At 71.6% G+C, this 26,909-nt stretch carries 27 protein-coding genes; 18 read left to right on the top strand and 9 right to left on the bottom strand.

Annotated features, from left to right (window positions below):
* The first annotated feature begins 306 nt into the window (after positions 1–306).
* Positions 307–510 (top strand): cold-shock protein, encoded by a 204-nt coding sequence (locus ADL15_RS36300; RefSeq protein ID WP_007458127.1) that lies wholly within the window; start codon positions 307–309, stop codon positions 508–510.
* A gap of 121 nt (positions 511–631) precedes the next feature.
* On the opposite strand, the gene ADL15_RS36295 is transcribed toward ADL15_RS36300, so the two are convergent.
* The gene (locus ADL15_RS36295) at positions 632–880 is read right to left on the bottom strand and encodes a hypothetical protein (RefSeq protein WP_067700975.1); all 249 of its coding nucleotides are present in this window, start codon (positions 878–880) and stop codon (positions 632–634) included.
* Entirely contained in the window at positions 874–1,851 is a 978-nt protein-coding gene (locus ADL15_RS36290) for an aldo/keto reductase (RefSeq protein ID WP_067700972.1), read from the bottom strand. Before ADL15_RS36290 ends, ADL15_RS36295 begins: the two co-directional genes overlap by 7 nt.
* A 68-nt stretch (positions 1,852–1,919) precedes the next feature.
* Between ADL15_RS36290 and ADL15_RS36285 the strand changes: the two genes are divergently transcribed.
* Together ADL15_RS36285 and ADL15_RS36280 are read left to right on the top strand one after the other, a co-directional pair.
* Entirely contained in the window at positions 1,920–2,681 is a 762-nt protein-coding gene (locus ADL15_RS36285) for a trans-aconitate 2-methyltransferase (RefSeq protein ID WP_067700969.1), read from the top strand.
* 10 nt (positions 2,682–2,691) lie between these two features.
* Positions 2,692–3,714 (top strand): adenosine deaminase, encoded by a 1,023-nt coding sequence (locus ADL15_RS36280; protein WP_067700966.1) that lies wholly within the window; start codon positions 2,692–2,694, stop codon positions 3,712–3,714.
* Here the strand turns inward: ADL15_RS36280 and ADL15_RS54640 are convergent.
* The 4 genes from ADL15_RS54640 to ADL15_RS36265 all read right to left on the bottom strand — a co-directional run bounded on the left by ADL15_RS54640 (position 3,705) and on the right by ADL15_RS36265 (position 8,499).
* Positions 3,705–3,851, bottom strand: a complete 147-nt coding sequence (locus ADL15_RS54640) for a hypothetical protein (RefSeq protein WP_198171156.1) — start codon at positions 3,849–3,851, stop codon at positions 3,705–3,707. The genes ADL15_RS36280 and ADL15_RS54640 overlap by 10 nt on opposite strands.
* Positions 3,852–3,882: 31 nt before the next feature.
* Positions 3,883–6,042: an RICIN domain-containing protein gene (locus ADL15_RS36275; RefSeq protein ID WP_232344762.1), complete on the bottom strand. Its 2,160-nt coding sequence runs from the start codon at positions 6,040–6,042 to the stop codon at positions 3,883–3,885.
* 352 nt (positions 6,043–6,394) lie between these two features.
* On the bottom strand, positions 6,395–7,807 hold the full coding sequence (locus ADL15_RS36270; RefSeq protein WP_083972217.1) for a HAMP domain-containing sensor histidine kinase: 1,413 nt from the start codon (positions 7,805–7,807) through the stop codon (positions 6,395–6,397).
* A 2-nt stretch (positions 7,808–7,809) separates the two neighbouring features.
* On the bottom strand, positions 7,810–8,499 hold the full coding sequence (locus tag ADL15_RS36265) for a response regulator transcription factor (RefSeq protein ID WP_067700963.1): 690 nt from the start codon (positions 8,497–8,499) through the stop codon (positions 7,810–7,812).
* Between the two features lie 96 nt (positions 8,500–8,595).
* On the opposite strand from ADL15_RS36265, the gene ADL15_RS36260 reads away from it, so the two are divergent.
* From ADL15_RS36260 to ADL15_RS36240, 5 genes are all read left to right on the top strand, one after another.
* On the top strand, positions 8,596–9,513 hold the full coding sequence (locus tag ADL15_RS36260) for an ADP-ribosylglycohydrolase family protein (RefSeq protein ID WP_067700959.1): 918 nt from the start codon (positions 8,596–8,598) through the stop codon (positions 9,511–9,513).
* A 54-nt stretch (positions 9,514–9,567) separates the two neighbouring features.
* A complete protein-coding gene (thrS, locus tag ADL15_RS36255; protein WP_198171155.1) occupies positions 9,568–11,565 on the top strand; it encodes a threonine--tRNA ligase in 1,998 nt (665 codons plus the stop codon).
* Positions 11,566–11,667: 102 nt separating this feature from the next.
* Positions 11,668–12,744, top strand: a complete 1,077-nt coding sequence (locus tag ADL15_RS36250) for a GGDEF domain-containing protein (RefSeq protein WP_067700953.1) — start codon at positions 11,668–11,670, stop codon at positions 12,742–12,744.
* Positions 12,741–14,744: a GGDEF domain-containing protein gene (locus ADL15_RS36245; RefSeq protein WP_067700950.1), complete on the top strand. Its 2,004-nt coding sequence runs from the start codon at positions 12,741–12,743 to the stop codon at positions 14,742–14,744. Before ADL15_RS36250 ends, ADL15_RS36245 begins: the two co-directional genes overlap by 4 nt.
* Before the next feature lie 63 nt (positions 14,745–14,807).
* Complete coding sequence (locus ADL15_RS36240; RefSeq protein ID WP_083972220.1) at positions 14,808–15,263, top strand: HIT family protein; 456 nt, start codon at positions 14,808–14,810, stop codon at positions 15,261–15,263.
* Positions 15,264–15,276: 13 nt separating this feature from the next.
* Here ADL15_RS36240 and ADL15_RS36235 read toward each other — a convergent pair whose 3' ends face one another.
* Positions 15,277–17,433, bottom strand: a complete 2,157-nt coding sequence (locus ADL15_RS36235) for an elongation factor G-like protein EF-G2 (protein ID WP_067700944.1) — start codon at positions 17,431–17,433, stop codon at positions 15,277–15,279.
* A 189-nt stretch (positions 17,434–17,622) separates the two neighbouring features.
* Here ADL15_RS36235 and pgsA point away from each other — a divergent pair, with 189 nt between their 5' ends.
* The 4 genes from pgsA to ADL15_RS36215 are packed head-to-tail and all read left to right on the top strand — an operon-like array spanning position 17,623 to position 20,827.
* Positions 17,623–18,234 (top strand): phosphatidylinositol phosphate synthase, encoded by a 612-nt coding sequence (gene pgsA / locus ADL15_RS36230; RefSeq protein ID WP_067700941.1) that lies wholly within the window; start codon positions 17,623–17,625, stop codon positions 18,232–18,234.
* Positions 18,231–19,097 (top strand): phosphatidylinositol mannoside acyltransferase, encoded by an 867-nt coding sequence (locus ADL15_RS36225; protein ID WP_067700939.1) that lies wholly within the window; start codon positions 18,231–18,233, stop codon positions 19,095–19,097. Before pgsA ends, ADL15_RS36225 begins: the two co-directional genes overlap by 4 nt.
* A gap of 10 nt (positions 19,098–19,107) precedes the next feature.
* Positions 19,108–20,244: a glycosyltransferase family 4 protein gene (locus ADL15_RS36220; RefSeq protein ID WP_067700937.1), complete on the top strand. Its 1,137-nt coding sequence runs from the start codon at positions 19,108–19,110 to the stop codon at positions 20,242–20,244.
* 43 nt (positions 20,245–20,287) lie between these two features.
* Positions 20,288–20,827: a hypothetical protein gene (locus tag ADL15_RS36215; RefSeq protein ID WP_083972216.1), complete on the top strand. Its 540-nt coding sequence runs from the start codon at positions 20,288–20,290 to the stop codon at positions 20,825–20,827.
* A gap of 44 nt (positions 20,828–20,871) precedes the next feature.
* Here ADL15_RS36215 and pdxS read toward each other — a convergent pair whose 3' ends face one another.
* Positions 20,872–21,768 carry a pyridoxal 5'-phosphate synthase lyase subunit PdxS gene (gene pdxS, locus ADL15_RS36210; RefSeq protein ID WP_067700931.1) on the bottom strand — a complete coding sequence of 299 codons (897 nt, stop codon included), beginning with the start codon at positions 21,766–21,768 and terminating at the stop codon, positions 20,872–20,874.
* Between the two features lie 170 nt (positions 21,769–21,938).
* On the opposite strand from pdxS, the gene pdxT reads away from it, so the two are divergent.
* On the top strand, positions 21,939–22,544 hold the full coding sequence (gene pdxT, locus ADL15_RS36205) for a pyridoxal 5'-phosphate synthase glutaminase subunit PdxT (protein WP_083972215.1): 606 nt from the start codon (positions 21,939–21,941) through the stop codon (positions 22,542–22,544).
* 15 nt (positions 22,545–22,559) lie between these two features.
* The gene (locus tag ADL15_RS36200) at positions 22,560–23,312 is read left to right on the top strand and encodes a YebC/PmpR family DNA-binding transcriptional regulator (RefSeq protein WP_067700925.1); all 753 of its coding nucleotides are present in this window, start codon (positions 22,560–22,562) and stop codon (positions 23,310–23,312) included.
* 102 nt (positions 23,313–23,414) lie between these two features.
* On the opposite strand, the gene ADL15_RS36195 is transcribed toward ADL15_RS36200, so the two are convergent.
* Positions 23,415–23,936 carry a hypothetical protein gene (locus ADL15_RS36195; RefSeq protein WP_067700922.1) on the bottom strand — a complete coding sequence of 174 codons (522 nt, stop codon included), beginning with the start codon at positions 23,934–23,936 and terminating at the stop codon, positions 23,415–23,417.
* 115 nt (positions 23,937–24,051) lie between these two features.
* Here ADL15_RS36195 and ruvC point away from each other — a divergent pair, with 115 nt between their 5' ends.
* The 4 genes from ruvC (at position 24,052) to yajC (ending at position 26,799) form a co-directional block, all read left to right on the top strand.
* The gene (ruvC, locus tag ADL15_RS36190) at positions 24,052–24,579 is read left to right on the top strand and encodes a crossover junction endodeoxyribonuclease RuvC (RefSeq protein WP_067700919.1); all 528 of its coding nucleotides are present in this window, start codon (positions 24,052–24,054) and stop codon (positions 24,577–24,579) included.
* A complete protein-coding gene (ruvA, locus tag ADL15_RS36185) occupies positions 24,576–25,178 on the top strand; it encodes a Holliday junction branch migration protein RuvA (protein WP_067700916.1) in 603 nt (200 codons plus the stop codon). The genes ruvC and ruvA overlap by 4 nt, the downstream gene beginning before the upstream one ends.
* The gene (ruvB, locus tag ADL15_RS36180; protein ID WP_067700913.1) at positions 25,175–26,242 is read left to right on the top strand and encodes a Holliday junction branch migration DNA helicase RuvB; all 1,068 of its coding nucleotides are present in this window, start codon (positions 25,175–25,177) and stop codon (positions 26,240–26,242) included. The genes ruvA and ruvB overlap by 4 nt, the downstream gene beginning before the upstream one ends.
* Positions 26,243–26,388: 146 nt before the next feature.
* Positions 26,389–26,799 (top strand): preprotein translocase subunit YajC, encoded by a 411-nt coding sequence (yajC, locus tag ADL15_RS36175; protein ID WP_373873005.1) that lies wholly within the window; start codon positions 26,389–26,391, stop codon positions 26,797–26,799.
* Positions 26,800–26,909 lie beyond the last annotated feature (110 nt).

Genomic DNA, 26,909 nt, shown 5'->3' with positions numbered 1-26,909 from the left:
TTCGTAACCGCGAAGTGGGGAGCCTTTTCCATATCCGCCATGCTTTATTGGATTCCTTCGAGGGGCAGCTTTGCGGCCCGTTTTTCGGGTACAGTGTGGCCAGTTTTTGCGTACGTGGTTCGCTGCTTCCGCCAGGGGGCGCGGCACCGGCCCGATCCCGGGAGGGCCACCAGGTGTCGCAACGCCGGACGGACGGGACGTCCTCTGAAAGGGCCGCCTCGAGGTGCCGCTGCTCGAAAACGGTCATCGGCCCCGCGCTCCGCTGCCGCGTAGGGCGGGCCGGCATTTTCAGAAGGAGAGTTCAGCATGGCGCAAGGAACCGTGAAGTGGTTCAACGCAGACAAGGGCTTCGGCTTCATCACCGTCGATGGCGGGGGTGCTGACGTGTTCGTCCACTTCTCGGCCATCCAGACGAGCGGCTACCGCTCTCTGGAGGAGAACCAGCGGGTGGAGTTCGAGATCGCCCAGGGCCAGAAGGGCCCTCAGGCGGAGCAGGTCCGCCCGCTCTGAGACCAATCCGCCGGCCGCGAGGCCGGCACGCTGACCGCCTGGCGGAGGTCGGCCTGACCGTGGCCCCGCACCCTCGACGAGGGTTGCGGGGCCGCTTTTGGTTGCCCCCGGTCAGCCCGGGTCAGGCGGTCGGGCGGGCGCTCTCGCGCCGCCGTTTGCCGATCACCACGAGCACCAGACCGGTCAGGGCCAGCGCGCCGCCGGCGGCGGCCCACGCGGGCTGATCGCTCATCAGCTCGTTCTCGAACAGGTTCAGACCCTGCAGGATCCACACCGAGCCCAGCACCAGGCCGAGCAGACCGAACGACATCATCAGCCAGCCGTGCAACCGGGGGACCTCAGCCGGGGATTCGCTTTCATTGTTCACCATTTGTCGTGCACCTGGGGGCGAATCAGCTCATCGTAGACCGCGGTGATCAATTCCCGGGTTTCCGGCGAAAGCGGCGACAGTTCGGCGGCGTGCGCGTTGGCGCGCGCTTGGTCGGGATTACGCGCACCCGGGATCACCACGGTGACCGCCGGCTGATCGATGATCCAGCGCAGTGCGAATTGCGCCATCGTGGCGCCCGCCGGAACGGCCGGACGCAGCCGGCGAACCGCCTCCAGGCCGGTCGAGAAGTCCACACCGGAGAACGTCTCGCCGACGTCGAAGGACTCGCCGTGCCGGTTGTAGTTGCGGTGGTCGTCGGCGGCGAACGCGGTGTTCTCGTCGTACCGCCCGGAGAGCAGGCCGCTGGCGAGCGGGACCCGGGCGATGATGCCCACGCCGGCCTCGGCCGCGGCCGGGAGCACCCGCTCGAGGGGCTTGAGGCGGAACGCGTTCAGGATGATCTGGACGCTGGCCACGCCGGGACGGGCGATCGCGGTGAGTGCCTCGTCGACCTTCTCGACGCTCACGCCGTACGCGGCGATCCGCTTTTCCTGGACCAGCGTGTCCAGGCCGTCGAAGACCTCGTCGCTGCTGAACACCGAGGTCGGCGGGCAGTGCAGCTGCACCAGGTCGAGAGTGTCCACCCCGAGGTTGGCGCGGGAGCGGTCGGTCCAGGCCCGGAAGTTGTCCAGGTGATAGTTCGCCGGCTCCTGGGGGAGCCGCCGGCCCATCTTGGTGGCGACCGTGAGGCCCGGCTTGTCCTTGACGAACGAGCCGACGATCTGCTCGCTGCGGCCGTCGCCGTACACGTCGGCGGTATCGATGAAGGTGACCCCGGCGTCGACCGCGGCCTGCAGGGTGGCGTGCGCGTCGGCCTCGCTGACGTCGCCCCAGTCGGCGCCGAGCTGCCAGGCGCCCAGGCCGATCACCGAGGCGTCGCGACCGATCCGGCGAAAGCTTCGATTTTCCACGTGGAGACCCTACCGCCTGACTGCTAAGGTTAAACAAAACGTACGTACGGTTTGCACAGGAGGCCGCCATGTGGGACCCGACCGTCTACCGCCGCTTCGGCAACGAGCGCTCCCGCCCGTTCGCCGACCTGGTCGCCCGGATCGGCGCGACCGGGCCGCGGGCGGTGACCGACCTGGGCTGCGGCCCCGGTGAGCTGACCCGGACCCTGGCCGAGCGCTGGCCGCAGGCCCGGGTGACCGGGATCGACTCCTCACCCGAGATGATCGAGAAGGCGGCCGCCGAGCCCGGTGGCGTGGACTTCCGGCTGGGTGACATCGCCGGCTGGCGTCCCGGCCCGGACACCGACGTGGTGGTCACCAACGCCGCGCTCCAGTGGGTGCCCGGCCACCAGCAGATGCTCGCCCGCTGGGTGACCGAGCTGCCGTCCGGCGCCTGGCTGGCCGTGCAGGTGCCGGGCAACTTCGGCGCTCCCTCGCACCGGCTGCTGCGCGCCGTCGCCGAGGAGTTCGGGGTGGCCGGTGTGCTGCGCGAGTCGCCGGTGGACGACCCGGCCGACTACGCCGACCTGCTGGCTGGTGCCGGTCCCCGCGCCACGGTCGACGCCTGGGAGACCACGTACCTGCACCTGCTGCCCGACGACGGCGCGGAGCACCCGGTGCTGCGCTGGATGGAGGGCACCGCGCTGCGTCCGGTCCGGGCGGCGCTGACCGAGCCGGCCTGGGCCGACTTCCGCACCGCGCTGCGCGGGCGGCTGGCACCGGCGTATCCGGTGCGACACGGCCGCGTGGCGTTTCCGTTCCGCCGTATCTTCGTGGTGGCTTCTATTTAGGGGGAACCACTTGACGGATCTGACGTCGTTCATCGCCGGGCTGCCGAAGGCCGAGTTGCACGTGCACCACGTGGGCTCGGCCTCCCCGCGGATCGTGGCCGAGCTGGCCGCCCGGCACGAGGGCAGCTCGCCGGTGCCGACCGACCCGGCGGCGCTCGAGAAGTATTTCGAGTTCCACGACTTCGCGCACTTCATCGAGGTCTACCTGAGCGTGGTCGACCTGATCCGGGACGCCGAGGACATCCGCCTGCTGACCTACGAGATCGCCCGGGAGCTCAGCCGCCAGCAGGTGCGGTACGCGGAGCTGACCGTCACGCCGTACTCCAGCGTGCGGCGGGGCATCCCGGCGCCGGCGTTCTGCGAGGCGATCGAGGACGCCCGAGCCGGCGCCCGCCGCGACTTCGGCCTGGAGCTGGCCTGGTGCTTCGACATCCCGGGCGAGGCCGGGCTGCCGTCGGCCGAGGAGACGCTCCGGATCGCCCTCGAACAGCGGCCGGACGGGCTGGTCAGTTTCGGACTCGGCGGGCCCGAGATCGGGGTGCCGCGACCGCAGTTCAAGCCGTACTTCGACAAGGCGCGGGCGGCCGGGCTGCACAGCGTGCCGCACGCCGGGGAGACCACCGGCCCGGAGACGATCTGGGACGCGATCCGGGAGCTGGGCGCCGAACGGATCGGGCACGGCATCGCGGCCGCGCAGGACGAGCGGCTGATGGCCTACCTGGCCGAGCACCAGATCCCGCTGGAGGTCTGCCCGACCTCCAACCTGCGCACCCGGGCGGTCGCCGACCTGGCCGAGCACCCGATCGGGCGGCTCGTCGCGGCCGGCGTGCCGATCAGCGTGAACTCGGACGACCCGCCGATGTTCGGCACCACGCTGGAGCAGGAGTACGCGGTCGCCGCCGGGCTGCTCGGCCTGGACACGGCCGGCGTGGCCGAGCTGGCCCGGGACGCCGTCCGGCACAGCTTCCGATCCGACGCCGGCAAGGCCGAACTGCTCGCCGAGATCGACGCGTACCACGAGAACTACGGGTAGAGCGGCTCCTGCAGGCAGGCCAGGATCACCACCGTACCGACGGTGAGAATGGCCAGCCAGCGCACCATCCGACGCCGGTTGAACCGGGCCGGATCCTCCTCCGGCTCGGTCTCCGGCCTACTCAGCAGATCAGGCATCGTCTTCTTCTCTCCTAGTCGATGAACGGCGTCAGGCCGGCGCCGCGGTCCAGCTCTGGTGCCGCTGCCCGGTGTCCGGCTCGAGAGCCAGCACCCGGTGCCAGCCGTACCGCTGGCTGCCGACGCCGATGGTGAGGTCGCCGGTCTCGGTACGCAGGGTGAAGCCGTAGTCGGACGCCTGCAGCCGCCAGTGGCTGCCGCCGGCGCTGGCACAGTCACCCTGCACCAGTGGCGCGCCGGCCACCGGAGCGCCGCCCAGCGGCATCAGGCACTTGCCGCTGGCCCGGGAGACCAGCGTGTAACTACCGGCCGCGCCGGCCGGGACGAGCTGCCACTGCTGCTGGTTGCCGCCGTCGGCCGGACCCAGCGTGGCCGGGGTGCCGTCGGCGGCGCGGGCCGCGTAGAGCTCGGCGGCGCCACCGGTGAGCGAGTTCGTCAGCACGAACCACGAGTTCTCCACCGGGCGGGCCGCCGGAGCGGTCCGCGCCGAACCGGTCGCGTGGTAGCCGAGCGTCGCGCTCTTGATCTCCACACGGTACGTGGCGTCCGGCTTCAGACCGATCAGCCGCGCCCGGGTCGCCTTGGTGGTGGCCACCGGCTTGCCGTCCACCGAGACCTCGTACTTCGCGTCGTCGGACGCGGCGCTCCAGGTCAGCCGGACCGACAGGCTGGTGGCGTCGCGGATCTCCAGCGCCGCCTGCACGCCGTCGCCGCCGGTCGGCGGCTGCGGTGCGCCGGCGTCCTGGTCGCCGGAGCCGTTCTCGGTGCGGGGCTGATAGGCGGCCGGCTCGGTGACCAGCGGCGACGGCGAGCCGGAGCTGGCACCGGGCAGCGGATCGGCCGGCGCCGAGGTGCTCGGCGCGGTGCTGGGCAGGGCCGGGGCGTCGCCGCTGCCGTCCTGGGCCTCGGCGCTCGGTGCCGGCGTGCCACCGGCCGCAGCCGGGTCGGGCTGGGCCGGGTCGCCGGCCGCCGCGGGGTCGACGCTCTCACCCGGTGCGGGTTGCACCGCGCCCGGGACGTCCGGGATGTCGTCGCCACCGTCCGAGCGCAGCAGGAAGTCGCTGAGTGCGACGTTCCAGTTCTGGTCCAGGTAGCTGCCCGGCTTCGGGTTGGTGTTGAAGTAGTCGTCGTGGCCGCAGTCCAGGCGCACCTCGTGCGTCTTCGGGCAGGACTGCCGGACCGGCCGCCCGGACCGGTCCGGGCCGCAGAGCAGGTCGTAGTCGTCCAGGCAGCCGCCCGCGCCGGTGCCGTTCGGCGCGCCGTTGAGCACCGCGCCGAGCGCGTGGGTCAGCTCGCGTGCCGCCACCGCCGAGCTCCAGCAGCCGGAGTCGACCCGGGAGTAGGACGGGCCGCCGTTGTTGCGGTTGGTCCGCCCCGGGCGCTTGTCGTCGACGTAGGTGGCGATGCCGCAGTAGACGTTCGCGTCGGCGAACATCAGGTACTTGCGGTCGGTGCGGTTGTACCCGAGATCGCCGAGCGCCTTGACGGTGTCGGTGAACGAGTCGAGCGACCCGGGCGGCAGCTCCACCTCGGCGACCGCGACCGTGCACTCCGGCGTCGTCACGTACCGCACGTGCCGGGAGCCACCGGTCTCACCCGCGCTGGCGTCGAAGATCGCGTCGACGCCGCCGGCCCAGGTGCGGAACGAGTTGACGAACGTGTTGTAGCGGGTGGCGGTGCCGGCCGCGTACAGATAGAGCATCTGCACCCGGCGGCCGCTCTGCCCGTCGCTCTCGCAGGCCACACCGTCGCGGCCGAGCACGAAGTCGGCGTTGCCGGGTGCCGGGTCCGGGATCAGCGCCGGCGCCTCCGGGGTCAGCGCGCTGCCGCCCAGGTCGCGGGCGATCTCGGCGTCCGGCGGGACGACCACCGGCTGGACCACCCGGACGGTGCCGGGCAGCTTGGTGGCGGCGGTGACCGGTGCGACGTCCTTGCGGACGGACAGGCCGGTGGGTGCCACGTCCGGTCCGTGCGTGCAGGTCTCGTCGAGCACCACGTACGACCCGGAGCACAGCGCGTCGGCCGCCACCGGCTTCAGCCCGTCGTAGACCAGACCCTCGTCGGGGGCGTCCTTGGGCAGCGCGGTGAGCTGGAACGCGCCCGGGTCCGGAGCGGACGAGTGGCCGATCACGCTGGGCCCGACCACGCCACCGACTCCGAGCAGGGCGATGCCGAGCGCCACCGGAAGCATCCGGCTGGTTGCTGAGCGTGACTTCCGCGGCTTGTCGGTCTCGGCGCGGCGCCGCCCCTCGGGCGACCCACGGAACGCTGACCGGCGATGCGCGGGCAAAGCGTCTCCTCGTCGTGCGGTAACGCGTCGAGCGGGGACGCGGTGGGAGGGGGCCATGGGGTGCCCGCCCCCCACCACGCGGTGACTCCGCCGGCCGCGGCGATGGGGACGTGCTGCGGTGAGCGGCTCGGGGAGCCGGATGGGATCGGAGGGAACACTGCCAGGCCGGAAGAGCCAGGGGAACACTCTTAAAACAGATCTAAGCAACTCTTGTTCCGTCTGGGGGAGGAGTCCGTCAGGGGGCTTGCGCTAACTACGTTTGCTGTCCTCGGCGGCGGCCGGACTCCCGGTCACGTGTCAACCGGCCCCGTCCGACCAGGCCGAACCGGTTCGCCGCCTTGGGGGCGGCCTCCGCGTCGGCGATCAGCATGACCACGCTGGCCCCGCCCATCGCGGCGCGGTCCAGGCTGACCGACCCGCCGGTGGACTGGGTCAGCCGATGGGCGATGTTCAGGCCCAGGCCGGTCGAGCCCTGCTGGCTCTGACCCCGGCGCAGCGCCTGCTCCGGGTCCGGGATGCCCGGTCCGGCGTCGTCGACCCGCAGCGCCACCCAGCCGTCCCGGCGCGACAGCGCCACCTCGAACGACGTGCCCTGCGGGGTGTACCGGAACACGTTGCCGAGCACCGCGTCCAGCGCGGCGGCCAGCTCGGCCCGGGGCACCGGCACCGGGATGCGCATCTGCGCGCCGACCACGCGGTACTGCCGGTCCTGGTCGCCGGCCAGCGCCGACCAGAAGGTCATGCGTTCCCGGACCACCTCGCTGGCGTCGCACAGGCCCTCCTCGGGGGTGGCCGCCACCTGCGCGGCGACCGCTTGCCGGGTGGTGTTGATCAGCTGGTTGACCTCGTCGTCGAGGGACGCGATGGCCTGCCGGATGCGCCGGATGCCCCGCCGCCGGTCCACCTCGGCCGCGGAGAGGTCGATGATCTGGGTGTCGTCCGGGTCGAGCGCCTCGGCGTCCAGGCGCAGCGCGGTCAGCGGGGTGCGCAGCCGGTGCGACAGGTCGGCGACGAACTCCCGCTCGTCGGTGCGCGCCGAGACCAGCCGGTCGGCCATCCGGTTGAACGCGTACCCGGCCTCGGCCAGCTCGCGCGGGCCGGACGGCTGGATGCGGACGCCGAGGTCGCCGTCGCCGACCGCGAGCGCCGCGGCGACCAGGTTGTTGGCCGAGTCGACAGCGCCCCGGGCCAGCCGGTCGACCACTATCACCGAGCCGCCGACCAGCACTATCGCCAGCCCGAGCAGCAGCCACCAGTCGCGGGCGGTGTTCTCACCCAGCGCGGAGTCCGGCACGAACGCCTCGATCACGTAGGACTTGCTGCCCGCGGTGACCGGCTGCAGGCGCGCCACACCGCCGGGGACGTCCACGACGCTCGCCTCGGTCGCGGTCGCGGCCAGGTCGACCTGCCGGCCGGACACCCGGCCGCCGTCACCGGGCGCCAGGCCCGGGGTGTGCACGACGACGTCACCGGCCGCGGCGACCGCGGCGGCGACACCCTTCTGCCCGGCGCCGGCGACGATCGCGCCGGCCACCGTGGAGGTGGACCGGGTCGCGTCGGCCAGGGCCTGCTCCCGGTGGTCGGAGCGCAGCTCCCAGCCCAGCGGGACGAGGAAGACCAGCGCGGCGACCGCGGTGGTGGCGGCGGTCGTGTACGCCAGCCGCAACCTCAGTCCGGCGCCACCAACCGGAATCCGACCCCCCGCACGGTGCGCAGGTAGCGGGGTTTCGCCGCGGACTCGCCCAGTTTCCGGCGGAGCCAGTACAAATGCACGTCGATGGTCTGGTCCTCGCCGACCGACGGCTGTCGCCATACCTCCTCCAACAGCTCACGACGGGAAACCACTCGGCCCGGACGGGCGGCGAGGTACGCCAGCAGGTCGAACTCCTTGCGGGTCAGCGCCAGCGTCTGGTCGCCGAGCACCGCGCTCCGCTCGCCGATGTCCACCCGCAGCTCGCCGACCTCGTGCACGGCGGGCTGGGCGGCGCGGCTGGCGCGACCGACCCGGCGCAGCACCGTGGAGATCCGGGCGTCCAGATGGGCGCCGGTGAACGGCTTGACCATGTAGTCGTCGGCGCCGGCCCGGAGCAGCCGCACGACGGTCTGCTCGTCGTCGCGCGCGGTGGCGATGATGATCGGCACGTCGGTGATCCCGCGCAGCATCCGCAGCGCGTCCGACCCGTCCAGGTCGGGCAGCCCGAGATCGAGGACCACCAGGTCGGGCGTCTCCGCGGCGACCCGGCGGAGCGCCTCGAGCGCGGTGCCGACGGCGTGCACGGCATGCCCCCGGTCGGCGAGCGAACGAAGCATGGCGCCACGCACGACATGATCGTCTTCGACGAGCAATACCGTGGCCATGCGAAGACCGTACTGGCTCCGACGGGCGAAACCTAAAGGGTCATGGAACGAGATGCTTTGATGACAGTCAGTGATGGAATACGATCCGAAGTACCGATGTCATTCACTCTCTTTCCCCGTACGCGCCGGGACTTGGCGCTGGACAGCCTGGCCGGCCTCAGCGTCGGCGACGCCCTCGGAGCGCAGTACTTCGTGCCCGGAAATCACCCCACCGACCTGCTCGACGCCCGGACACCCGACCCGCCCTGGGACTGGACCGACGACACCGAGCAGGCGTGCTGCCTGGTTGCGACGCTCGGTGACGGCGACTTCGACCGCGACGGGTTCGCCGACCTGCTCGGCCGCCGCTTCGAGCCCTACCGCGGGTACGGCCCCGGCGCGGTGGTGATGCTGCGCCAGATCCGTGAGGGCCTGCCCTGGCCGATCGCGGCGGCCGCGGCCTTCGACGGACAGGGTTCCTGCGGCAACGGCGCGGCGATGCGGGCCGCCCCGCTGGGCGCCTGGCACGCCGACTCACTGGCCCGGGCCGCGGCGCAGGGCAGCCGGGCCGCCGAGGTGACCCACGCGCACCCGGAGGGCATCGCCGGTGGGGTCGCGGTGACCGTGGCCGCGGCGTTCGCGGCGGCCGCCCGGCTCAACGGCCACCGGCCCGACCCGGGGCGCACGCTGCTGGCCGCGGCGGCGCACACCGCGCCGAGCGTCGTCCGGGACGGGCTGACCACGGCGGCGGCCTGGCGCGGCGGCGTCCAGGAGGCGGCCGAACGGCTGGGCAACGGCGGGCAGGCGACCGCGCAGGACACCGTGCCGTTCGCGCTCTGGGTCGCCGACCGCTATCTGGACGACTTCCCGGCGGCCGTGGCGGCGTGCGTGGTGGCCGGCGGGGACGTGGACACCACCGCGGCGATCGCCGGGGGAGTGGTGGCGGCGTACACCGGGACCGCCGGGATCCCCGGCGCGTGGCTGGCCGGGCGCGAGCCGCTACCGGCGTGGCTGGCCGCCGAGAGCAGTGACTGAATCACCGGCGGATAGCATCAGGACGCCTACGTCACCTTCTGAATGGAGATCACCGTGTCTGCACCCCGTACGCCCGCGGCGGCCGACCCCCTAGTCGTCCCGGCCGGGACTACGGCGGCCGACGCGGTGGCCGCCGCCGGGCTCCCGGTGCACGGTCCGAGGGCGGTCGTCGTGGTGCGCGACGCCGACGGCCGGCTGCGTGACCTGACCTGGACGCCGGACGCCGACGCCGCGGTCACCCCGGTCGGTATCGACGAGCCGGACGGGCTGGACGTGCTGCGCCACTCCGCCGCGCACGTGCTGGCCCAGGCCGTGCAGGACATCTTCCCGGCCGCCAAGCTCGGCATCGGCCCGCCGATCCGGGACGGTTTCTACTACGACTTCGACGTCGAGAAGCCGTTCCAGCCGGAGGACCTGACGAAGCTCGAGAAGCGGATGCAGGAGATCGTCAAGGCCGGTCAGACGTTCCGCCGCCGGGAGTACTCGTCGCTCGACGAGGCCAAGGCCGAGCTGCACGCCGAGCCTTACAAGCTCGAGCTGGTCGACATCAAGGGCGAGGTCGATGAGGAAGCGGTGGCGGTCGGCGCGGGCGAGCTGACCCACTACGACAACGTCGACAAGGACGGCAACCGGGTCTGGGGCGACCTGTGCCGCGGGCCGCACCTGCCGTCGACGCGGCTGATCCCGGCGTTCAAGCTGATGCGCTCGGCCGCCGCGTACTGGCGGGGCAGCGAGAAGAACCCGCAGCTGCAGCGGGTCTACGGCACGGCGTGGCCGTCGCGGGACGAGCTCAAGGCGTACCTGAACCGTCTTGCCGAAGCCGAGCGCCGCGACCACCGCAAGCTGGGCAGCGAGCTGGACCTGTTCTCCTTCCCCGATGAAATCGGGTCGGGCCTCGTGGTCTTCCACCCGAAGGGTGGGGTGATCAAGCGGGAGATGGAGGACTACGTCCGGGCCCGCCACATCGAGGAGGGCTTCCAGTACGTCGGTACCCCGCACATCAGCAAGGAGAACCTCTTCCAGACGTCGGGACACCTGCCCTATTACAAGGACACGATGTTCCCGCCGATGGAGCTCGAGGGGGCGAACTACTACCTCAAGGCGATGAACTGCCCGATGCACAACCTGATCTTCAGGTCGCGCGGGCGGTCCTACCGTGAGCTGCCGATGCGCCTGTTCGAGTTCGGCACGGTGTACCGCTACGAGAAGTCCGGCGTGGTGCACGGCCTGACCCGGGTGCGCGGCCTGACCCAGGACGACTCGCACTCCTACGTCACCGCCGAGCAGGCGCCCGGCGAGATCAAGCACCTGCTGAACTTCGTGCGCTCGCTGCTCGACGACTTCGGCCTGGACGACTACTACCTCGAGCTGTCGACCCGGGACCCGAAGAGCGACAAGTTCATCGGTACGGACGAGCAGTGGGAGACGGCCACCAAGGTCCTCGAGGACGTGGCGACCGAGTCCGGCCTCGAACTGGTGCTCGACCCGGGTGGCGCCGCGTTCTACGGCCCGAAGATCAGCGTCCAGGCGAAGGACGCGATCGGCCGCACCTGGCAGATGTCGACGATCCAGTACGACTTCAACATGCCGTCCCGGTTCGGTCTGGAGTTCCAGGCCGCCGACGGCACCCGGCAGGAGCCGGTGATGATCCACTCGGCGAAGTTCGGCTCGCTGGAGCGGTTCTTCGGCGTGCTGGTCGAGCACTACGCCGGCGCGTTCCCGGCCTGGCTGGCGCCGGTGCAGGTGGTCGGCATCCCGATCCGCGACGACCACGCCGACTACCTGGCCTCGTTCATCGAGAAGCTCAAGGCGGCAGGAATCCGGGCCGAGGTCGACTACTCCAGCGACCGGATGCAGAAGAAGATCCGTACCGCGCAGCAGCAGAAGATCCCGTTCATGGCGATCGCCGGCGACGACGACGTCAACGGCGGCACCGTGTCGTTCCGCTACCGGGACGGCTCGCAGCGCAACGGCGTCTCGCTCGACGAGGCCGTCGCGCACGTGGCCGAGATCGTTCGCTCCCGAGTTAACACCGGGCCGTCCGCGGTCTGATCTCAGCTCCGCCTCCCGCCGACCGACGTAACGGCGGTAGAGCCTCCGCACTTCGCGGCGGCGGTGCCTCCGCTTCGTGCGGCGGCGGGAGACGGGGTTTGCATGCAGTTCCGGACGCCGAGGCTGGCGCTGGCCGGGTACGCCCTGGCCGCCGTCTGTTTCGTGCTGCACGCGGTCGGCGTCGGAACCCTGGTCACGCTCCCCCTGGCGGTGGCGCTGACCACCCTGGTGGTGGTGCACCAGATCATCGGGCTGCGGGACAACCAGCGGCTGCTGCAGCAGGTCGACACGGGCATGATCGCCCTGCGCCAGGCGATGGTCCGGGAACACGTGCTCAGTGACCTGGGCACCGCGATGCTCGGCAGCACCGAGGTCGCCGAGGTGCACCGGCTGGCCGCGGACGCGGCGGTCGCGCTGCTCGACGGCTGCGCCAACCCCCGGGTGGAGATCCGGGACCCGGACGGGACCGTCGTGCACACCACCGGGCCGGACCTCCCGGAGAGCCGGCCACCGGCGGTGCTGGCGCTGCTCAGCGGGGACCGTGCGTTCGGGTCGATCGGCGTGACCACCGACGACGAGCTGCCCGACGAGCTGGTCAAGTCGCTGGAGACGCTGCGTACCCAGGTGTCGCTGGCCCTGGCCGGGGTGGCGCTGACCGCCGAGCTGACCCGCCGGGCGATGTACGACATGCTCACCGAGCTGGGCAACCGGGCGCTGCTGCGGGACCGGCTCACCGGCGCGCTGGCCCGGTCCCGCCGGACCCAGCGGCCGGTCGGGGTGCTGCTGCTCGACCTGAACGGCTTCAAGGCGGTCAACGACACGTTCGGCCACGACGCCGGGGACACCCTGCTCAAGGAGGTGGCCGACCGGCTGCGGACGTGTGTGCGCACCGAGGACACCGTGGCCCGGCTCGGCGGCGACGAGTTCGTGGTGGTCACCGAGGACCTGCGCGAGCCCGGGGACGTGCTGGTGATCGCCGAACGGATCATCGAGGCGCTCAACGAGCCGGTGACCGTACGGGGGAACACCCTGCGCACCCCGGCCAGCATCGGCATCACCCTCTCCGTACCGGGCAGCGGGACCGACGACGTGCTGCGCGAGGCGGACACCGCGATGTACGTGGCCAAGCGCCAGGGCGGCGGCCGCTACCACGTGCACGCGCTGGCGGAGATCTCATGAGGTACCGGCTGCTGCAGATCCCGGTCGTGGCCGGGATCCTGCTGCTGGTGGCCGACCTCGGCGGCTGGACGCTGCAGGTCACCGGCTACCGGGTCAGCGCACCGCTGCTCTCCGCCGCCGCGGCCGCGCTGTGCTGGCGGGCGGCCCGCCGCACCCGGCTGGCCGGCGCCCGGCGGTACTCCACGCTCACCGCGCTGGGCTGGACGGTGATGACCGCGGCCACCGGCTGGGCGCTGGGCTACATGCTGGTCACCGGCGACCACCGGTATCCGTCGCCGAGCCCGGTGGTCTGGGTCGGCGACATCACCGTGATGCTGCTGGTGCTGGCCGGTCTGCTGACCGTGCCGATCCGCGCGCGCTGGTCGGCGAGCAACGCCCGGCTGGCCCTGGACGTGGCGATCGTGCAGGTCGCCGGGATGCTCTTCGTCTGGTACTTCCTGATCTACCCGCACCTGCTCGGCCACGGCGGCTTCGTGCCGGCCATGGTCATGATCAAGACGTGCGGCGTGCTCGTCGTGCTCTTCGCCATCGCCCGCCTGGTGCTCGGCGGCCCGGTCCAGGTGGGCCGGCGCTCGCTGCTCTGGTCCGGCCTGGCCGCCGGCTGCAACGTGGTGGTCCCGGTCTGCCAGCGGGTGCTGGCCGAGGACGAGCAGCACTGGACGCTGGCCGTCTGGATGCTGTTCGCCGGGCTGATCATCGCGGCCGGTGCGGCGCAGCTGCGGACGGTGGCCGGCGAGGGCGTCGCGGCGCCCGAGGAGGCGACCGGGCACCGGCCGACCAGCCTGGTGCCCTACCTGGCGATCACCGCGGCCTGCGCGCTGCTGATCGGGGCCCTGCTCGGGGGCCTGTCCGGGCGGTCCTGGCCGGTGGTCGCCGGCTCGATCCTGCTCACCGGGCTGGTCGTGCTGCGGCAGGTGATCGGGCTGCGGGACAACACCCGGCTGCTGGTCCGGGTGGACGCCAGCCTGAGCGCGCTGCGCCAGGCGATGACCCGTGAGCAGATCCTCAACGACCTCGGCACCGGGCTGCTCACCACGAACGACCTGGCGCAGGTGCAGCGGCTGGCGGCGAGCGCCGCGGCGGCGCTGGTCGCGGACTGCCCGGGCGGGCGGGCCGTGATCGTCAGCGTGACACCCGACGACCCGGACAACTGGACCGTGCTGCACGCCGCCGGTGACGGCGCCGCGACGGTGGCCGGGTTCCGGCTGCCCAGCGACGCGGTGCCGGGCCCGCTGCTGGCCCGGCTGGCGAGCGGTGAGGTGATCTCCGGGACCACGCTCGGCGCGCTCGGGGTGGTCGGGCTGGACACCCTCGGCGACCGGCCGATCCTGCTGCTGCCGCTGCTCAACGGCGGCCGGTTCTTCGGCACCCTGCAGGTCGGCGCGGAGCGGGAACTGCCCGCCGACGTGATCAAGTCCCTGCAGACGCTGCGCACCCAGGTGTCGCTGGCGCTGGACAGCGTGGCGCTGACCGCCGAGCTGACCCGGCGCGCGATGCACGACATGCTCACCGGGCTGGGCAACCGGGCGCTGCTCTGGGACCGGCTGACCGCGTCGCTGGCCCGGGCCCGGCGTACCGACCGGCGGATCGGGGTGCTGCTGCTGGACCTGAACGGGTTCAAGCCGGTGAACGACACGTACGGGCACGACGTCGGTGACGCGGTGCTGCAGATCGTGGCGGACCGGCTGCGGACGTGTGTCCGGACCGAGGACACGGTGGCCCGGCTGGGCGGCGACGAGTTCGTCATCCTGGCCGAGGACCTGAACGAGCCGGCCGGCGCGCTGGTGATCGCCGGGCGGGTGGTCCGGGCGCTGAACCTGCCGATGACGGTGGCCGGGCACGTGGTGCGTACCCCGGCGAGCATCGGGATCGCGCTGTCCGGGCCCGGGCAGGGCGCCGACGACGTGCTGCGGGACGCGGACACCGCGATGTACGTGGCCAAGCGGAACGGCGGCGGCCGCTATCACGTGCACGCGGATGCGGAGAGCGCCACCGCATAGGATGCGATCGTGGATGCGACGGGTGAGCCGGACGGGCTGGAACGGCTCTGGACTCCGCACCGGATGGCGTACGTCACCGGCGAACAGAAGCCGGCGGGCTGCCCGTTCTGCCTTGCGCCGGCGGTGCCCGAGCCGGACACCCTGGTGGTGGCGCGCGGTGAGCTGGTCTTCGCGGTGCTGAACCTGTACCCGTACAACCCCGGTCACCTGATGGTCTGCCCGTACCGGCACGTGGCGGACTACACCGACCTCACCGACGCCGAGACGGCCGAGGTGGCCGCGTTCACCCGCACGGCGATGCGGGTGATCCGGACGGTGAGCCGCCCGCACGGCTTCAACCTGGGTATGAACCAGGGCTCGGTGGCCGGCGCCGGGATCGCCGCCCACCTGCACCAGCACGTGGTGCCGAGGTGGGGCGGCGACGCCAACTTCATGCCGGTGATCGGTCAGACCAAGATCCTGCCGCAGCTGCTCGCCGACACCCGGCTGATGCTGGCGAAGGCGTGGCCGGCTCCCTGACCGCGGCGGTTCCCTACCGGGCGTGCTCCTTGGTGACCACGTCGGCCAGGTGCGGGGGCATCGGCTCGTGCCGGACGTACGACCGGGAGAACGTGCCCGACCCGGAGGACAGCGCGCGCAGCTCCACCGCGTACCGGACGAGCTCCGCCGCCGGGACCTCGGCCCGGACCAGGCTGTGCCCGCCGTCGTCCTCGGTGTCCGTGCCCAGTGGCCGGCCACGGCGGCCGGAGAGATCGCTCATCACCGCGCCGACGTAGGTGTCCGGCACCCGCACCAGCACCTCGTCCACCGGCTCCAGCAGCGTCACCTGGCCGGCCGCGGCGGCCTCGCGCAGGGCCAGCGCCCCGGCGGTCTGGAACGCCGCGTCCGAGGAGTCCACGCTGTGCGACTTGCCGTCGAAGAGGGTGACCCGCAGGTCGACCACCGGGTATCCGGCGACGATGCCCTTCTCCAGCTGGGCGCGGACCCCCTTCTCCACCGACGGGATGTAGTTGTGCGGCACCGCGCCGCCGACCACCCGGTCGACGAACTCGAAGCCGGCGCCGCGGGGGAGCGGCTCCACCTCGATGTCGCAGACCGCGTACTGGCCGTGGCCACCGGACTGCTTGACGTGCCGGCCGTGCCCCTTGGCCGGGCCGCCGAACGTCTCCCGCAGCGCCACCTTCACCGGCTCGGTGTCCAGCTCGACACCGCCGGCCCGGAGCCGTTCCAGCACCACGTCGGCGTGCGACTCGCCCATCGTCCAGAGCACCTGCTGGTGGGTCTCCGGGTTGCGTTCCAGGCGCAGCGTCGGGTCGCCGGCCACCAGCCGGGCCAGGTTCTTGGCCAGCGAGTCCTCGTCCGAGCGGGTCTTGGCGACCACCGCGATCGGCAGCAGCGGCTCGGGCATCGACCACGGCGTCATCAGCATCGGGTCGTCCTTGCCGGAGAGCGTGTCACCGGTCTCGGCGCTGCCCGACTTGGTGATCGCGCAGAGGTCGCCGGCGATCGCGTACGGCACCTCGCGCAGCTGCGCGCCCAGCGGGGCGTAGACGTGCGCGACCCGCTCGTCGGCGTCGTGGTCCGGGTGCCCGCGCCCGGTCAGGCCGTGCCCGGAGACGTGCAGCACCTGGTCGGGGCGCAGCGTGCCGGAGAAGACCCGGACCAGCGAGACCCGGCCGACGTGCCGGTCGATCGTGGTGCGTACCACCTCGGCCACCAGCGGGCCGTCCGGGTCGCAGGTCAGCGGGGAGCGCGGCGAGCCGTCCACGCCGGTGACCACCGGCAGGTCGTGCTCCAGCGGCGACGGCGCGGCGTCGACCAGGCCGTCGAGCAGCGCGTCCAGCCCGACGCCGGTGCCCGCGCAGACCGGGATGACCGGGTGGAAGTTGCCCTGGGCGACCGCCTGGTGCAGGTCGGGCAGCAGCGCCGCGGTGTCGATCAGCTCACCGGCGATGTACCGGTCCATCAGGGTCTCGTCCTCGCTCTCCGCGATGATCCCCTCGATGAGCGTGTTGCGGTCGTCGGCGATCGGGTTCAGGTGCTCCGGCTCGGCCTCGCCGATCCGCGGCGGGTACCCCTGCGAGTAGTCGAGCACCCGCAGCGTTACCAGGCCGATCAGGCCGACGACCGACTGGCCGTCGTCGCCGAGCATCGGCTGGTAGGTCGGCAGCACATTCTCGCCGAACGCCTCCTGGCAGTCCTGCAGCGCCGCCTCGTAGTCGGCGCGCGGGTGGTCCAGCCGGGTGATCGCGACGGCGCGCGGCATGCCGACCGCGGCACATTCCTCCCAGAGGGTGACGGTCGACTCGTCGACACCGTCCACCGCCGAGACCACGAACAGCGCCGCGTCCGCCGCGCGCAGCCCGGCCCGCAGCTCACCGACGAAGTCGGCGTACCCCGGCGCGTCCAATAGGTTGATCTTCACGTCCCGGTGCACGAGCGGGGCGCAGGCCAGCGCCACCGAGCGTTGCTGCCGGACCGCGGCCGGGTCGTGATCGGTGACCGTGGTGCCCTCCGTCACGCTGCCGGTGCGCGGGATCGTGCCGGTGGCGGCGAGCAGCGCCTCCACCAGGGTCGTCTTCCCGGCGCCGGAGTGACCCACCAGCACCACGTTGCGAACTCTGCCGGGCTCTGTCACCACCGGCGCGACGGCGCCGGCGAGTCCCTTCTCCGAAGTCTTCTGCGCCATGCCGAGCGCTCCTGTCGTATCCGCTTGATGTATCCGTGGGGTGACGCGGCTGTGGATAAAATTCGACACCCGGGCCGTCCCCGGCCGCAAGGACCGGCGGACACCAGATCGTGCCGGATGGTGACGATCCGGCTAACCGGGGGGCGAGCCGTACCGCCACCAGGCCCGCGCCGTTATGGTGGGACGGCCATGGCAAAGATCGTTCAAGTAACGGCCCGTGCCGTCGTCTCGTACGGCGTCAACCCGGTCGCACGTTTCCTGCTCAGAATCGGCGTCACACCCAACGCCGTCACAATCGCGGGCACCGTCGGTGTGCTCATCGGTTCCTATTTCGGTGCGCAAGGGCATCTCCTGGCCGGCACCGTGATCGTAACCGCCTGTGCCCTCACCGATGCGCTCGACGGCACGATGGCCCGGATGCGAGGCGGAACCGGGAAGTTCGGCGCGCTCCTCGACTCGTCGATGGACCGGCTCGCCGACGGCGCGGTCTTCGGTGCCGTCGCGTACTACCTGGCCGGGCAGGGCAATCCGTACGGTGGCCTGGTCGCCGCCCTGATCAGCCTGGTCGCCGGTCAGGTCGTGTCGTACGTCAAGGCCCGGGCGCAGAGCCTCGGCCTGAACGCCGACGTGGGCATCGCCGAGCGCCTGGAACGCCTGCTCATCGTGGGTGTCGGCGGCCTGCTCGGCGCGGCCGGCCTGGAGTGGGGCCTGCCCGCCGCGCTGTGGGTGCTCGCCGCGCTCTCCCTGATCACGGTGTTCCAGCGGCTGGTCCACTCGGCGCGGACCGAGCCCGCCGCATGAAGGACCGCCTGATCGCTCTCGGTTACACGGCCGGGTGGCGGGTGGTGCGCGCCCTGCCGCTGCCGGTCGCCCGCAAGCTGTTCACCGCGGCCGCCGACCGGGCCTACCGGGGCGGTGGCCCCGGCACCCAGCGTCTGCGCCGCAACCTGCAGCAGGTGGCCGGCCCGGACATGCCGGACACGCTGGTCCGGGACGGCCTCCGGTCGTACGCCCGGTACTGGATGGAGGCGTTCCGCCTGCCGTCGCAGTCCCGGGCGCAGAACGCCGCCGGGTTCTTCATGCAGACCGACTCGTACGAAGAAATGAAGAAGTTGATCGCCGAGGGCAACGGGCTGATCCTGGCGTTGCCGCACGTTGCGAACTGGGACGCGGCCGCGGCCTGGGTGGTCTCCCACGACTGGCCCATGATCACGGTCGCCGAGCGGCTCAAACCGGAGTCGCTCTACAAGCAGTTCCTGGAGTACCGGGAGAGCCTGGGCATGCGGGTGCTGCCGTTGACCGGCGGTGAGCGCTCGCCGCTCGACGAGCTCGGCGACCACCTGAAGCAGGGCTGGGTGGTGCCGCTGCTGGCCGACCGGGACCTGTCCCGCAACGGCGTCGAGGTGCAGTTCTTCGGCGGGCGCACCCGGATGCCGGCCGGTCCGGCGATCCTCGCGCTGCGCACCGGAGCGCCGATGTTCACCGTCGACATGTGGTATTCGGAGCACCGGGTCGAGGCCCGGCTCCGGAAGATCACCCCACCGGAGGACGGTCCGCTCGACGAGCGTGTCAAGCGCACCACCCAGCTGATGGCCGACGCGTTCGCCCTCGGCATCGCCGAGCACCCGCAGGACTGGCACATGCTCCAGAAGCTCTGGATCTAGGAGGTCGGCCGTGCGGATCGGGATCGTCTCGCCCTACTCGTTCGACGTCCCCGGCGGTGTGCAGAACCACATCATGGACCTGGCCGAGGCGCTGATCGATTCCGGTAACCACGTCAGCGTGCTGGCGCCCGCCGACGAGGACGCCGAGCTGCCGGACTACCTGGTGCCGGCCGGGCGGGCGCTGCCGCTGCCGTACAACGGGTCGGTCGCCCGGATCGCCTTCGGGCCGGTCTCCACCGCCCGGGTGCGCCGCTGGCTGGCCCGCGGCGAGTTCGACGTGCTGCACGTGCACGAGCCGCTCACGCCCAGCCTGTCGCTGCTCGCGGTGCTCTCCGCGCGCGGCCCGGTGGTGGCCACCTTCCACACCGCGATGACCCGCTCCCGGGCCCTCGCCGTCGCGCAGAACTTCCTGCAGCCGGTGATGGAGAAGATCACCGCACGGATCGCGGTCAGCGAACTGGCCCGCAAGGTGCAGGTGGAGCACCTCGGTGGCGGCGCCGTGGAGATCCCCAACGGGGTCGCGGTGCGCAAGTTCGCCACCGCGCCCGCTCTGCCGGGCTGGCCCGGGGAGGGCGGTGCGATCGGTTTCCTCGGCCGTTTCACCGAGCCTCGCAAGGGGTTCCCGCTGCTTCGTACGGCGTTCGTCGCGCTGGCCGCCAAGCGACCCGGCCTGCGTCTGCTGGTGGCCGGCCCCGGCGACCGGGACGAGCTCTTCGAGGACATCCCGGCCGAGTTCCACTCCCGGGTCGAGTTCCTCGGGCTGGTCAGCGAGCCGGACAAGGCCCGGATGCTGCGCAGCGTCGACGTCTACGTGGCGCCGAACACCGGCGGCGAGAGCTTCGGCATGATCCTCACCGAGGCGATGGCGGCCGGCGCGGCGATCGCGGCCAGCGACCTCGACGCGTTCCGTCGGGTATTGGACGGTGGCCGGGCCGGCGCGCTCTTCCCGAACGGCGACGCGACAGCGCTCACCGAGCTGCTCGGCGACCTCCTCGACAACCCCGCCCGACGGGCTGACCTGGCCTCCTGCGCCCGGCAGACGGTCGGAGCGTTCGACTGGCCGAGTGTGGCCGCCCGGGTGCTCGAGGTCTACACCACGGCGATCGAGGCCACCGACGGGCGCGTTTTCGACGACAACGGGGCCTGATCCGTCCGGGGCAGGTAACGGTCGGACACATTCCGGCACTACGATGCCCCGCATGTGGTGGGTGGTGGGTGCCGTCGTGCTGGCCGCGATCTTCTCGGCGTACCTCGGTTGGACCGCCCAGCGGGTCGAGCGGGTGCACGCCCGCGCCCAGTCGGCGGAACGCGCCCTCGACGCCCACCTGCTGCGCCGCGCCGCGGCCGCCGCGGTGGTCGCCGAGCAGAGCGACGCGATCGAGCTGTACGCCGCCGCGCGGCTGGCCTTGGACGCCGAGCCGGACGAGCGGGAGTCCGCCGAGAACGACCTGACCCGGCAGCTGCACGGGATCGTGCTGAACCCGGCCGACCCGGCGGCACGCACCCTGATCGGCAGCAGCCGGCGGGTGGTGCTGGCCCGGCAGGTGCACACCGACCTGGTCCGGGACGCGCTCACCGCGCGGCGCCGCAAACTGGTGCGGGTGCTGCGGCTGCCCGGGCGCTACCCGATGCCGCGGTACTTCGACATCGTCGAGCCGATCATGCCGGCCCTGCCGATGCCGGTCCCGGTCCCGGCCGTTCCTCCGGAGACCCCGCTCCCCGTCCTTTGACGGAAAAGGGCCGCCCAGCCGGGCGGCCCTTTTCCACGAGATGACTACCAGCCACGCTCGGCGAGCCGGTGCGGCTGCGGGATCTCCTCGACGTTGATCCCGACCATGGCCTCGCCCAGCCCGCGCGACACCTTGGCGATCACGTCCGGGTCGTCGTGGAACGTGGTCGCCTTGACGATCGCCTCGGCGCGCTGTGCCGGGTTGCCGGACTTGAAGATGCCCGAGCCGACGAACACGCCCTCGGCGCCGAGCTGCATCATCATGGCCGCGTCGGCCGGCGTGGCGATGCCACCCGCGGTGAACAGCACGACCGGCAGCTTGCCCGCCTCGGCGACCTCCTTGACCAGCTCGTACGGCGCCTGCAGCTCCTTCGCGGCGACGTACAGCTCGTCCTCCGGCAGGGTCTGCAACCGGCGGATCTCCGCGCGGATCTTGCGCATGTGGGTGGTCGCGTTCGAGACGTCGCCGGTGCCGGCCTCGCCCTTCGAACGGATCATCGCGGCGCCCTCGGTGATCCGGCGCAGCGCCTCACCCAGGTTCGTCGCGCCACACACGAACGGCGTGGTGAACTGCCACTTGTCGATGTGGTTGGCGAAGTCGGCCGGTGTCAGCACCTCGGACTCGTCGATGTAGTCGACGCCGAGCGACTGCAGCACCTGCGCCTCGACGAAGTGCCCGATCCGGGCCTTGGCCATCACCGGGATCGACACGGTGTTGATGATGGCGTCGATCATGTCGGGGTCCGACATCCGCGACACGCCGCCCTGGGCCCGGATGTCAGCCGGCACCCGCTCCAGCGCCATCACGGCCACCGCGCCGGCGTCCTCAGCGATCTTCGCCTGCTCGGAGTTGACGACGTCCATGATCACGCCGCCCTTGAGCATCTCCGCCATGCCGCGCTTGACGCGAGCGGTCCCGACGGCGGGCTGGTTCTCAGACATACGACTCCTCGTGCGGGGTTGTTAGGGCGATCCTACGAAGCTGTTACCGGACCCCTCGATAGCCAATCGACCCCAGAGTGGCCTGCATTAGCCGCCAACCCCACCGGCCCCGGCTGGTGGGGGAGACCACGGTGCGCGGGGGTCGCGCGGGGCGTTTTAGAGTTGTCGGCGTGAACATCGGAGTGCTGGCCCTGCAGGGCGACGTGCGCGAACACCTGTCCGCCCTGGCCGAGTCGGACGTGCTGGCGCGGCCCATCCGCCGGCCCGAGGAACTCGCCGACGTCGACGCGCTGGTGATCCCCGGCGGTGAGTCCACCACGATGAGCAACCTGGCGATCAGTTTCGGCCTGCTCGACCCGATCCGGAAGCGGATCGCGGACGGCATGCCGGTCTACGGCTCCTGCGCCGGCATGATCATGCTGGCCACCACGGTCCTGGACGGCCGGCCCGACCAGGAGTCCTTCCAGGGGATCGAGATGACCGTCCGGCGCAACGCGTTCGGCCGGCAGATCGCCTCGTTCGAGGCGGACGTGGAGATCGAGGGCATCGCCGGCGGCGATTTCCACGCTGTCTTCATCCGCGCGCCGTGGGTCGAACAGGTCGGACCCGACGTGCGGGTGCTGGGGCGCGTTGATAGTGGTGACACCGCCGGTAGGATTGTCGCCGTTCGGCAGGGCAACCTGCTCGCCACGGCTTTCCACCCGGAGCTGACCGGCGACCTTCGCGTCCACCGGTACTTCGTCGAGATGGTCCGCCAGGCCGCACCCGCACGGTAGACACGGAGGTTACGCATGTCCGGCCACTCCAAATGGGCGACGACCAAGCACAAGAAGGCGGTCGTCGACGCCAAGCGCGGCAAGATGTTCGCCAAGCTCATCAAGAACATCGAGGTCGCGGCCCGGACCGGCGGCGGCGACCCGTCCGGTAACCCCACGCTCTACGACGCCATCCAGAAGGCGAAGAAGAGCTCGGTCCCCAACGACAACATCAACAACGCGGTCAAGCGTGGTTCCGGCCTGGAAGGCGGCGGCGCCGACTGGCAGACGATCATGTATGAGGGGTACGGTCCGAACGGCGTGGCCCTGCTGATCGAGTGCCTCACCGACAACCGCAACCGCGCGGCCACCGAGGTGCGCACCGCGCTGACCCGCAACGGCGGCACGTTCGCCGACGCCGGTTCGGTGTCGTACCTGTTCAACCGCAAGGGCCAGGTGATCATCCCGAAGGCCGAGCTGAGCGAGGACGACGTGATGCTCGCCGTCCTGGAGGCCGGCGCCGAGGAGATCAACGACCTGGGCGACTCGTTCGAGGTGGTCAGCGAGCCGACCGACCTGATCGCGGTCCGCAACGCCCTGCAGGCCGCCGGCATCGAGTACGACTCGGCCGAGTCCCCGCTGGTACCCACCATGACGGTGGAGCTGGACGAGGAACCGGCGCGCAAGACGTTCAAGCTGATCGACGCGCTCGACGACTGCGACGACGTCCAGAACGTCTACGCCAACTTCGACATCTCCGACGAGGTAATGGCACTCATCGACGCGTAATCAGCGGCCGGACGGGCCGGTTCCCGCGCATTCGACAGGTGCTTTCGCCTCTGGCCGAATGAATGCGCGGGAACCGGCCCGTCCGCATTCGCGGGCTACTGGTTAGAGGCCGGGGCCGGCTAGCCAGGACATGTACTGGACCATCGTCGTGATCAGGATGACGCTGCCGATGATGAGGCGGGCGACGCGGCGGTTCTGGGACTGGCGCCAGGCGTGCATCCAGGCGACTCCGGCGTCGGCGAGAGTGCGCAGGCCCGCTCTGGCCGTACCCTCGATGACTGCGGCCTTGCGCAGAGCGATGCTGGCGGCCGGACCGCTCACCGGGACCGGCGATCCTCCCGGGGTGCGCAGCACGCGGACCTCGACCTGGTAGATCTGGTCGTCGCGCCAGGCCGCGGTCCGTTTCAGCAGGCGTCTGCGCAGGTAGAGCCCGGGTGCGTCGGAGTGGGTGAGGCGGCCCCACCAGCACAGCCGGCGCCAGTGGGCGGCCAGGTCGACCAGCAGGTCCTGATAGATCTCCTGGCCCACCGGATCGCCGCCGACCAGGCGCACGGCCTCATACCGCAGCTCACGCTCGTGTGCCGCGATCACATCGACGAACTCTGGCGGTGGATCGTCCTCCATCGGCGGTATGAGGTACACGGCTACCTCCCACCCCATCGTCGAGGCGTGTCGGCGGCGGGCGCAAGAGGGCGGGGTACTAGGGTGTCGAACACACGTACGTGAGGGGAGGGCCGCGGTGCGCGTGCTCGGCATCGACCCGGGTCTCACCCGGTGCGGCGTCGGTGTGGTCGAGGGAGTGCCCGGTCGTCCCGGTAAGTTGATCGGGTACTTCGTGGTTCGCACCGACACCGATGCCGACATCGCGCAGCGGCTGCTGCATCTGGATCGTGGGTTGACCGATCTGTTGGCCGAACACAAGCCCGACGCGGTCGCCGTGGAGCGGGTGTTCGCCCAGCACAACGTGCAGACGGTGATCGGCACCGCGCAGGCCAGCGGCGTCGCCGTGCTGGCCGGCGCCCGGGCCGGGCTGCCCGTCGAGATGTATACGCCGAGCGAGGTGAAGGCGGCCGTGACCGGCTCCGGCACCGCGGGCAAGGCCCAGGTGACCGCGATGGTGACCCGCCTGCTGCAGCTCGACGCCCCGCCCAAACCGGCCGACGCGGCGGACGCCCTCGCGCTGGCCATCTGCCACATCTGGCGCGGCGGAACCCGCGCGAAGATCCAAGCCGCGGCGCTCGCCGCCGCCCGCAGGAGCACTCGATGATCGCCAGCGTGCGCGGCGTGGTCGCCGCGATCCTTCATGACAGCGCCGTGGTCGAGGTGGGCGGTGTCGGCATGCGGGTGTTCTGCACGCCGAACACGCTCGCCGGGCTGCGCACCGGCGCCGAGGCCCGGTTCGCCACCACGCTGATCGTCCGCGAGGACTCGCTCACCCTGTTCGGCTTCGCCGACGAGGACGAGCGGCAACTGTTCGACCTGCTGCTGACGGCGAACGGGGTGGGCCCGCGGACCGCGCAGGCGGTCCTCGCGGTGCACCAGCCGGACGCGGTCCGGCGGGCGATCGCCGGCGGCGACCTGGCCGCCCTGACCAAGGTGCCGGGCATCGGCAAGCGCGGCGCCGAGAAGCTGGTCGTCGAGCTCAAGGACAAGATCGGCCCGATCGGCCTGCTCGACGGCGGGTCGGCCGGCGTGCTCGCCGGGGCCTGGCAGGAGCAGGTCCGGCAGGGCGTGCTCGCGCTCGGCTGGTCCGCCGCCCAGGCCGACCAGGCGGTGGCCGCGGTCTCCGAGACCATCGACGGTGAGGTCCCGTCGGTGCCGATCCTGCTCCGCCAGGCGATCCGGCTGCTCGGGAAGACTCGATGACCGAGGAGTTCGGCGACGACGACCCCGACCTGGTCTCCGCGCTGGCCGGCGACGAGGAGCTGGACGCCGAGGCGAGCGTCCGGCCGAAACGGCTTGCCGACTTCATCGCGCAGCACCGGGTCCGTGACCAGCTGGAACTGCTGCTCAAGGGCGCGATGGGCCGGGGCACCCCGCCCGACCACATCCTGCTGTCCGGCCCGCCCGGGCTGGGCAAGACCACGCTGGCCAACATCGTGGCGGCCGAGCTGGGCGCCGGGATCCGGACCACCAGCGGCCCGGTGATCGAGCGGTCCGGCGACCTGGCCGCGATCCTGACCGGCCTGGCGCCGGGCGACGTGCTGTTCATCGACGAGATCCACCGGATCGCCAAGCCGGCCGAGGAGCTGCTCTACAGCGCCATGGAGGACTTCCGGGTCGACGTGGTGGTGGGCAAGGGTCCCGGCGCCACCGCGATCCCGCTGGACGTGGAGCCGTTCACCCTGGTCGGCGCGACCACCCGGGCGGGTCTGCTGAGCGGGCCGATGCGCGACCGGTTCGGTTTTGTCGCGCACCTCGACTTCTACTCACCCGCCGACCTCGACTCGCTGCTGCACCGCTCGGCCCGGATCCTCGGGGTGCCGATCACCGCGGACGGCGCGGCCGAGATCGCCGGGCGCTCCCGGGGCACCCCGCGTATCGCGAACCGGCTGCTGCGCCGGGTCCGTGACTTCGCCGAGGTCCGGGCCGACGGCATCGTCACCGAGGCGGTGGCCCGGGCCGCCCTCAAGGTGTACGACGTGGACGCGCTCGGACTGGACCGTCTCGACCGCGCGGTGCTGCGCGCGCTGATCGAGTCGTTCAAGGGCGGGCCGGTCGGGCTCTCCACCCTGGCCGTGGCGGTCGGTGAGCAGTCCGACACGGTGGAGGAGGTGTGTGAGCCGTTCCTGGTCCGGGCCGGTCTGCTGGCGCGTACCCCGCGCGGCCGGGTGGCCACCGAGGCGGGCTGGGCGCACCTGGGTCACACTCCGCCGCAAGACGGCAGGTCCGGGGTCTTTCAGGGTGACCTGTTCGCACGAGATACATAAATATCCCTCGTGATGTGAACGTGACGTGTGCCGCATTCGTAGTCTCCAGGTTGACCGATTAGACTCGCCTCCGCTTCAACCCGGATGTTTTGACGCCTCGGACCGCCTCTACAGCGGTGCCGGAGGCCTACGGAAGGCTGTTTGTCGTGCCCCTGTACCTGGCCGAGTCCGCCAGCGGGAATCCCCTTGGCCTGTTCCTGCCCTTCATTCTGATCATCGGCGTGATGTATTTCCTGATGATCCGGCCGCAGCAGAAGAAGCGGCGTGAAGCGATGGAGATGCAGAACAAGATCGGACCCGGCGACGAGATCGTCACCATCGGCGGCCTGCACGGCACCGTGGTCGGTGTGGCGGACGACGTGGTGACCCTGGAGATCGCGCCGGACGTTCAGGTCCGGTTCGCTCGCCCGGCGATCGCGCGGGTGCTCACCCGCGCCGACGAGCCGGTCGCCGAGGAGTCGGTCACCGACGAGTCGGAGGCCGAGGAGCCGGTGGTCGCCGAGCCTTCCGTCGAGGAGCCGGTGAACCCGGTCGTCGACGTCCGTAAGAAGGACTGACAGGACGTTCTTCCGGACCGGCCCGCGGCCTCCCAGCCGGCGGGTCCGGTCCGTCCCGGCCGCCGTTTCGACCGTCGACGGCCGGCCATCGATCGACAGTGCCGCGCGGA

It is taken from the genome of Actinoplanes awajinensis subsp. mycoplanecinus, assembly GCF_001509495.1.
Classification (GTDB): domain Bacteria; phylum Actinomycetota; class Actinomycetes; order Mycobacteriales; family Micromonosporaceae; genus Actinoplanes; species Actinoplanes palleronii.
Note: the sequence above shows the minus strand (reverse complement) of the source record. Positions and strands in the feature narration are given on the sequence as shown.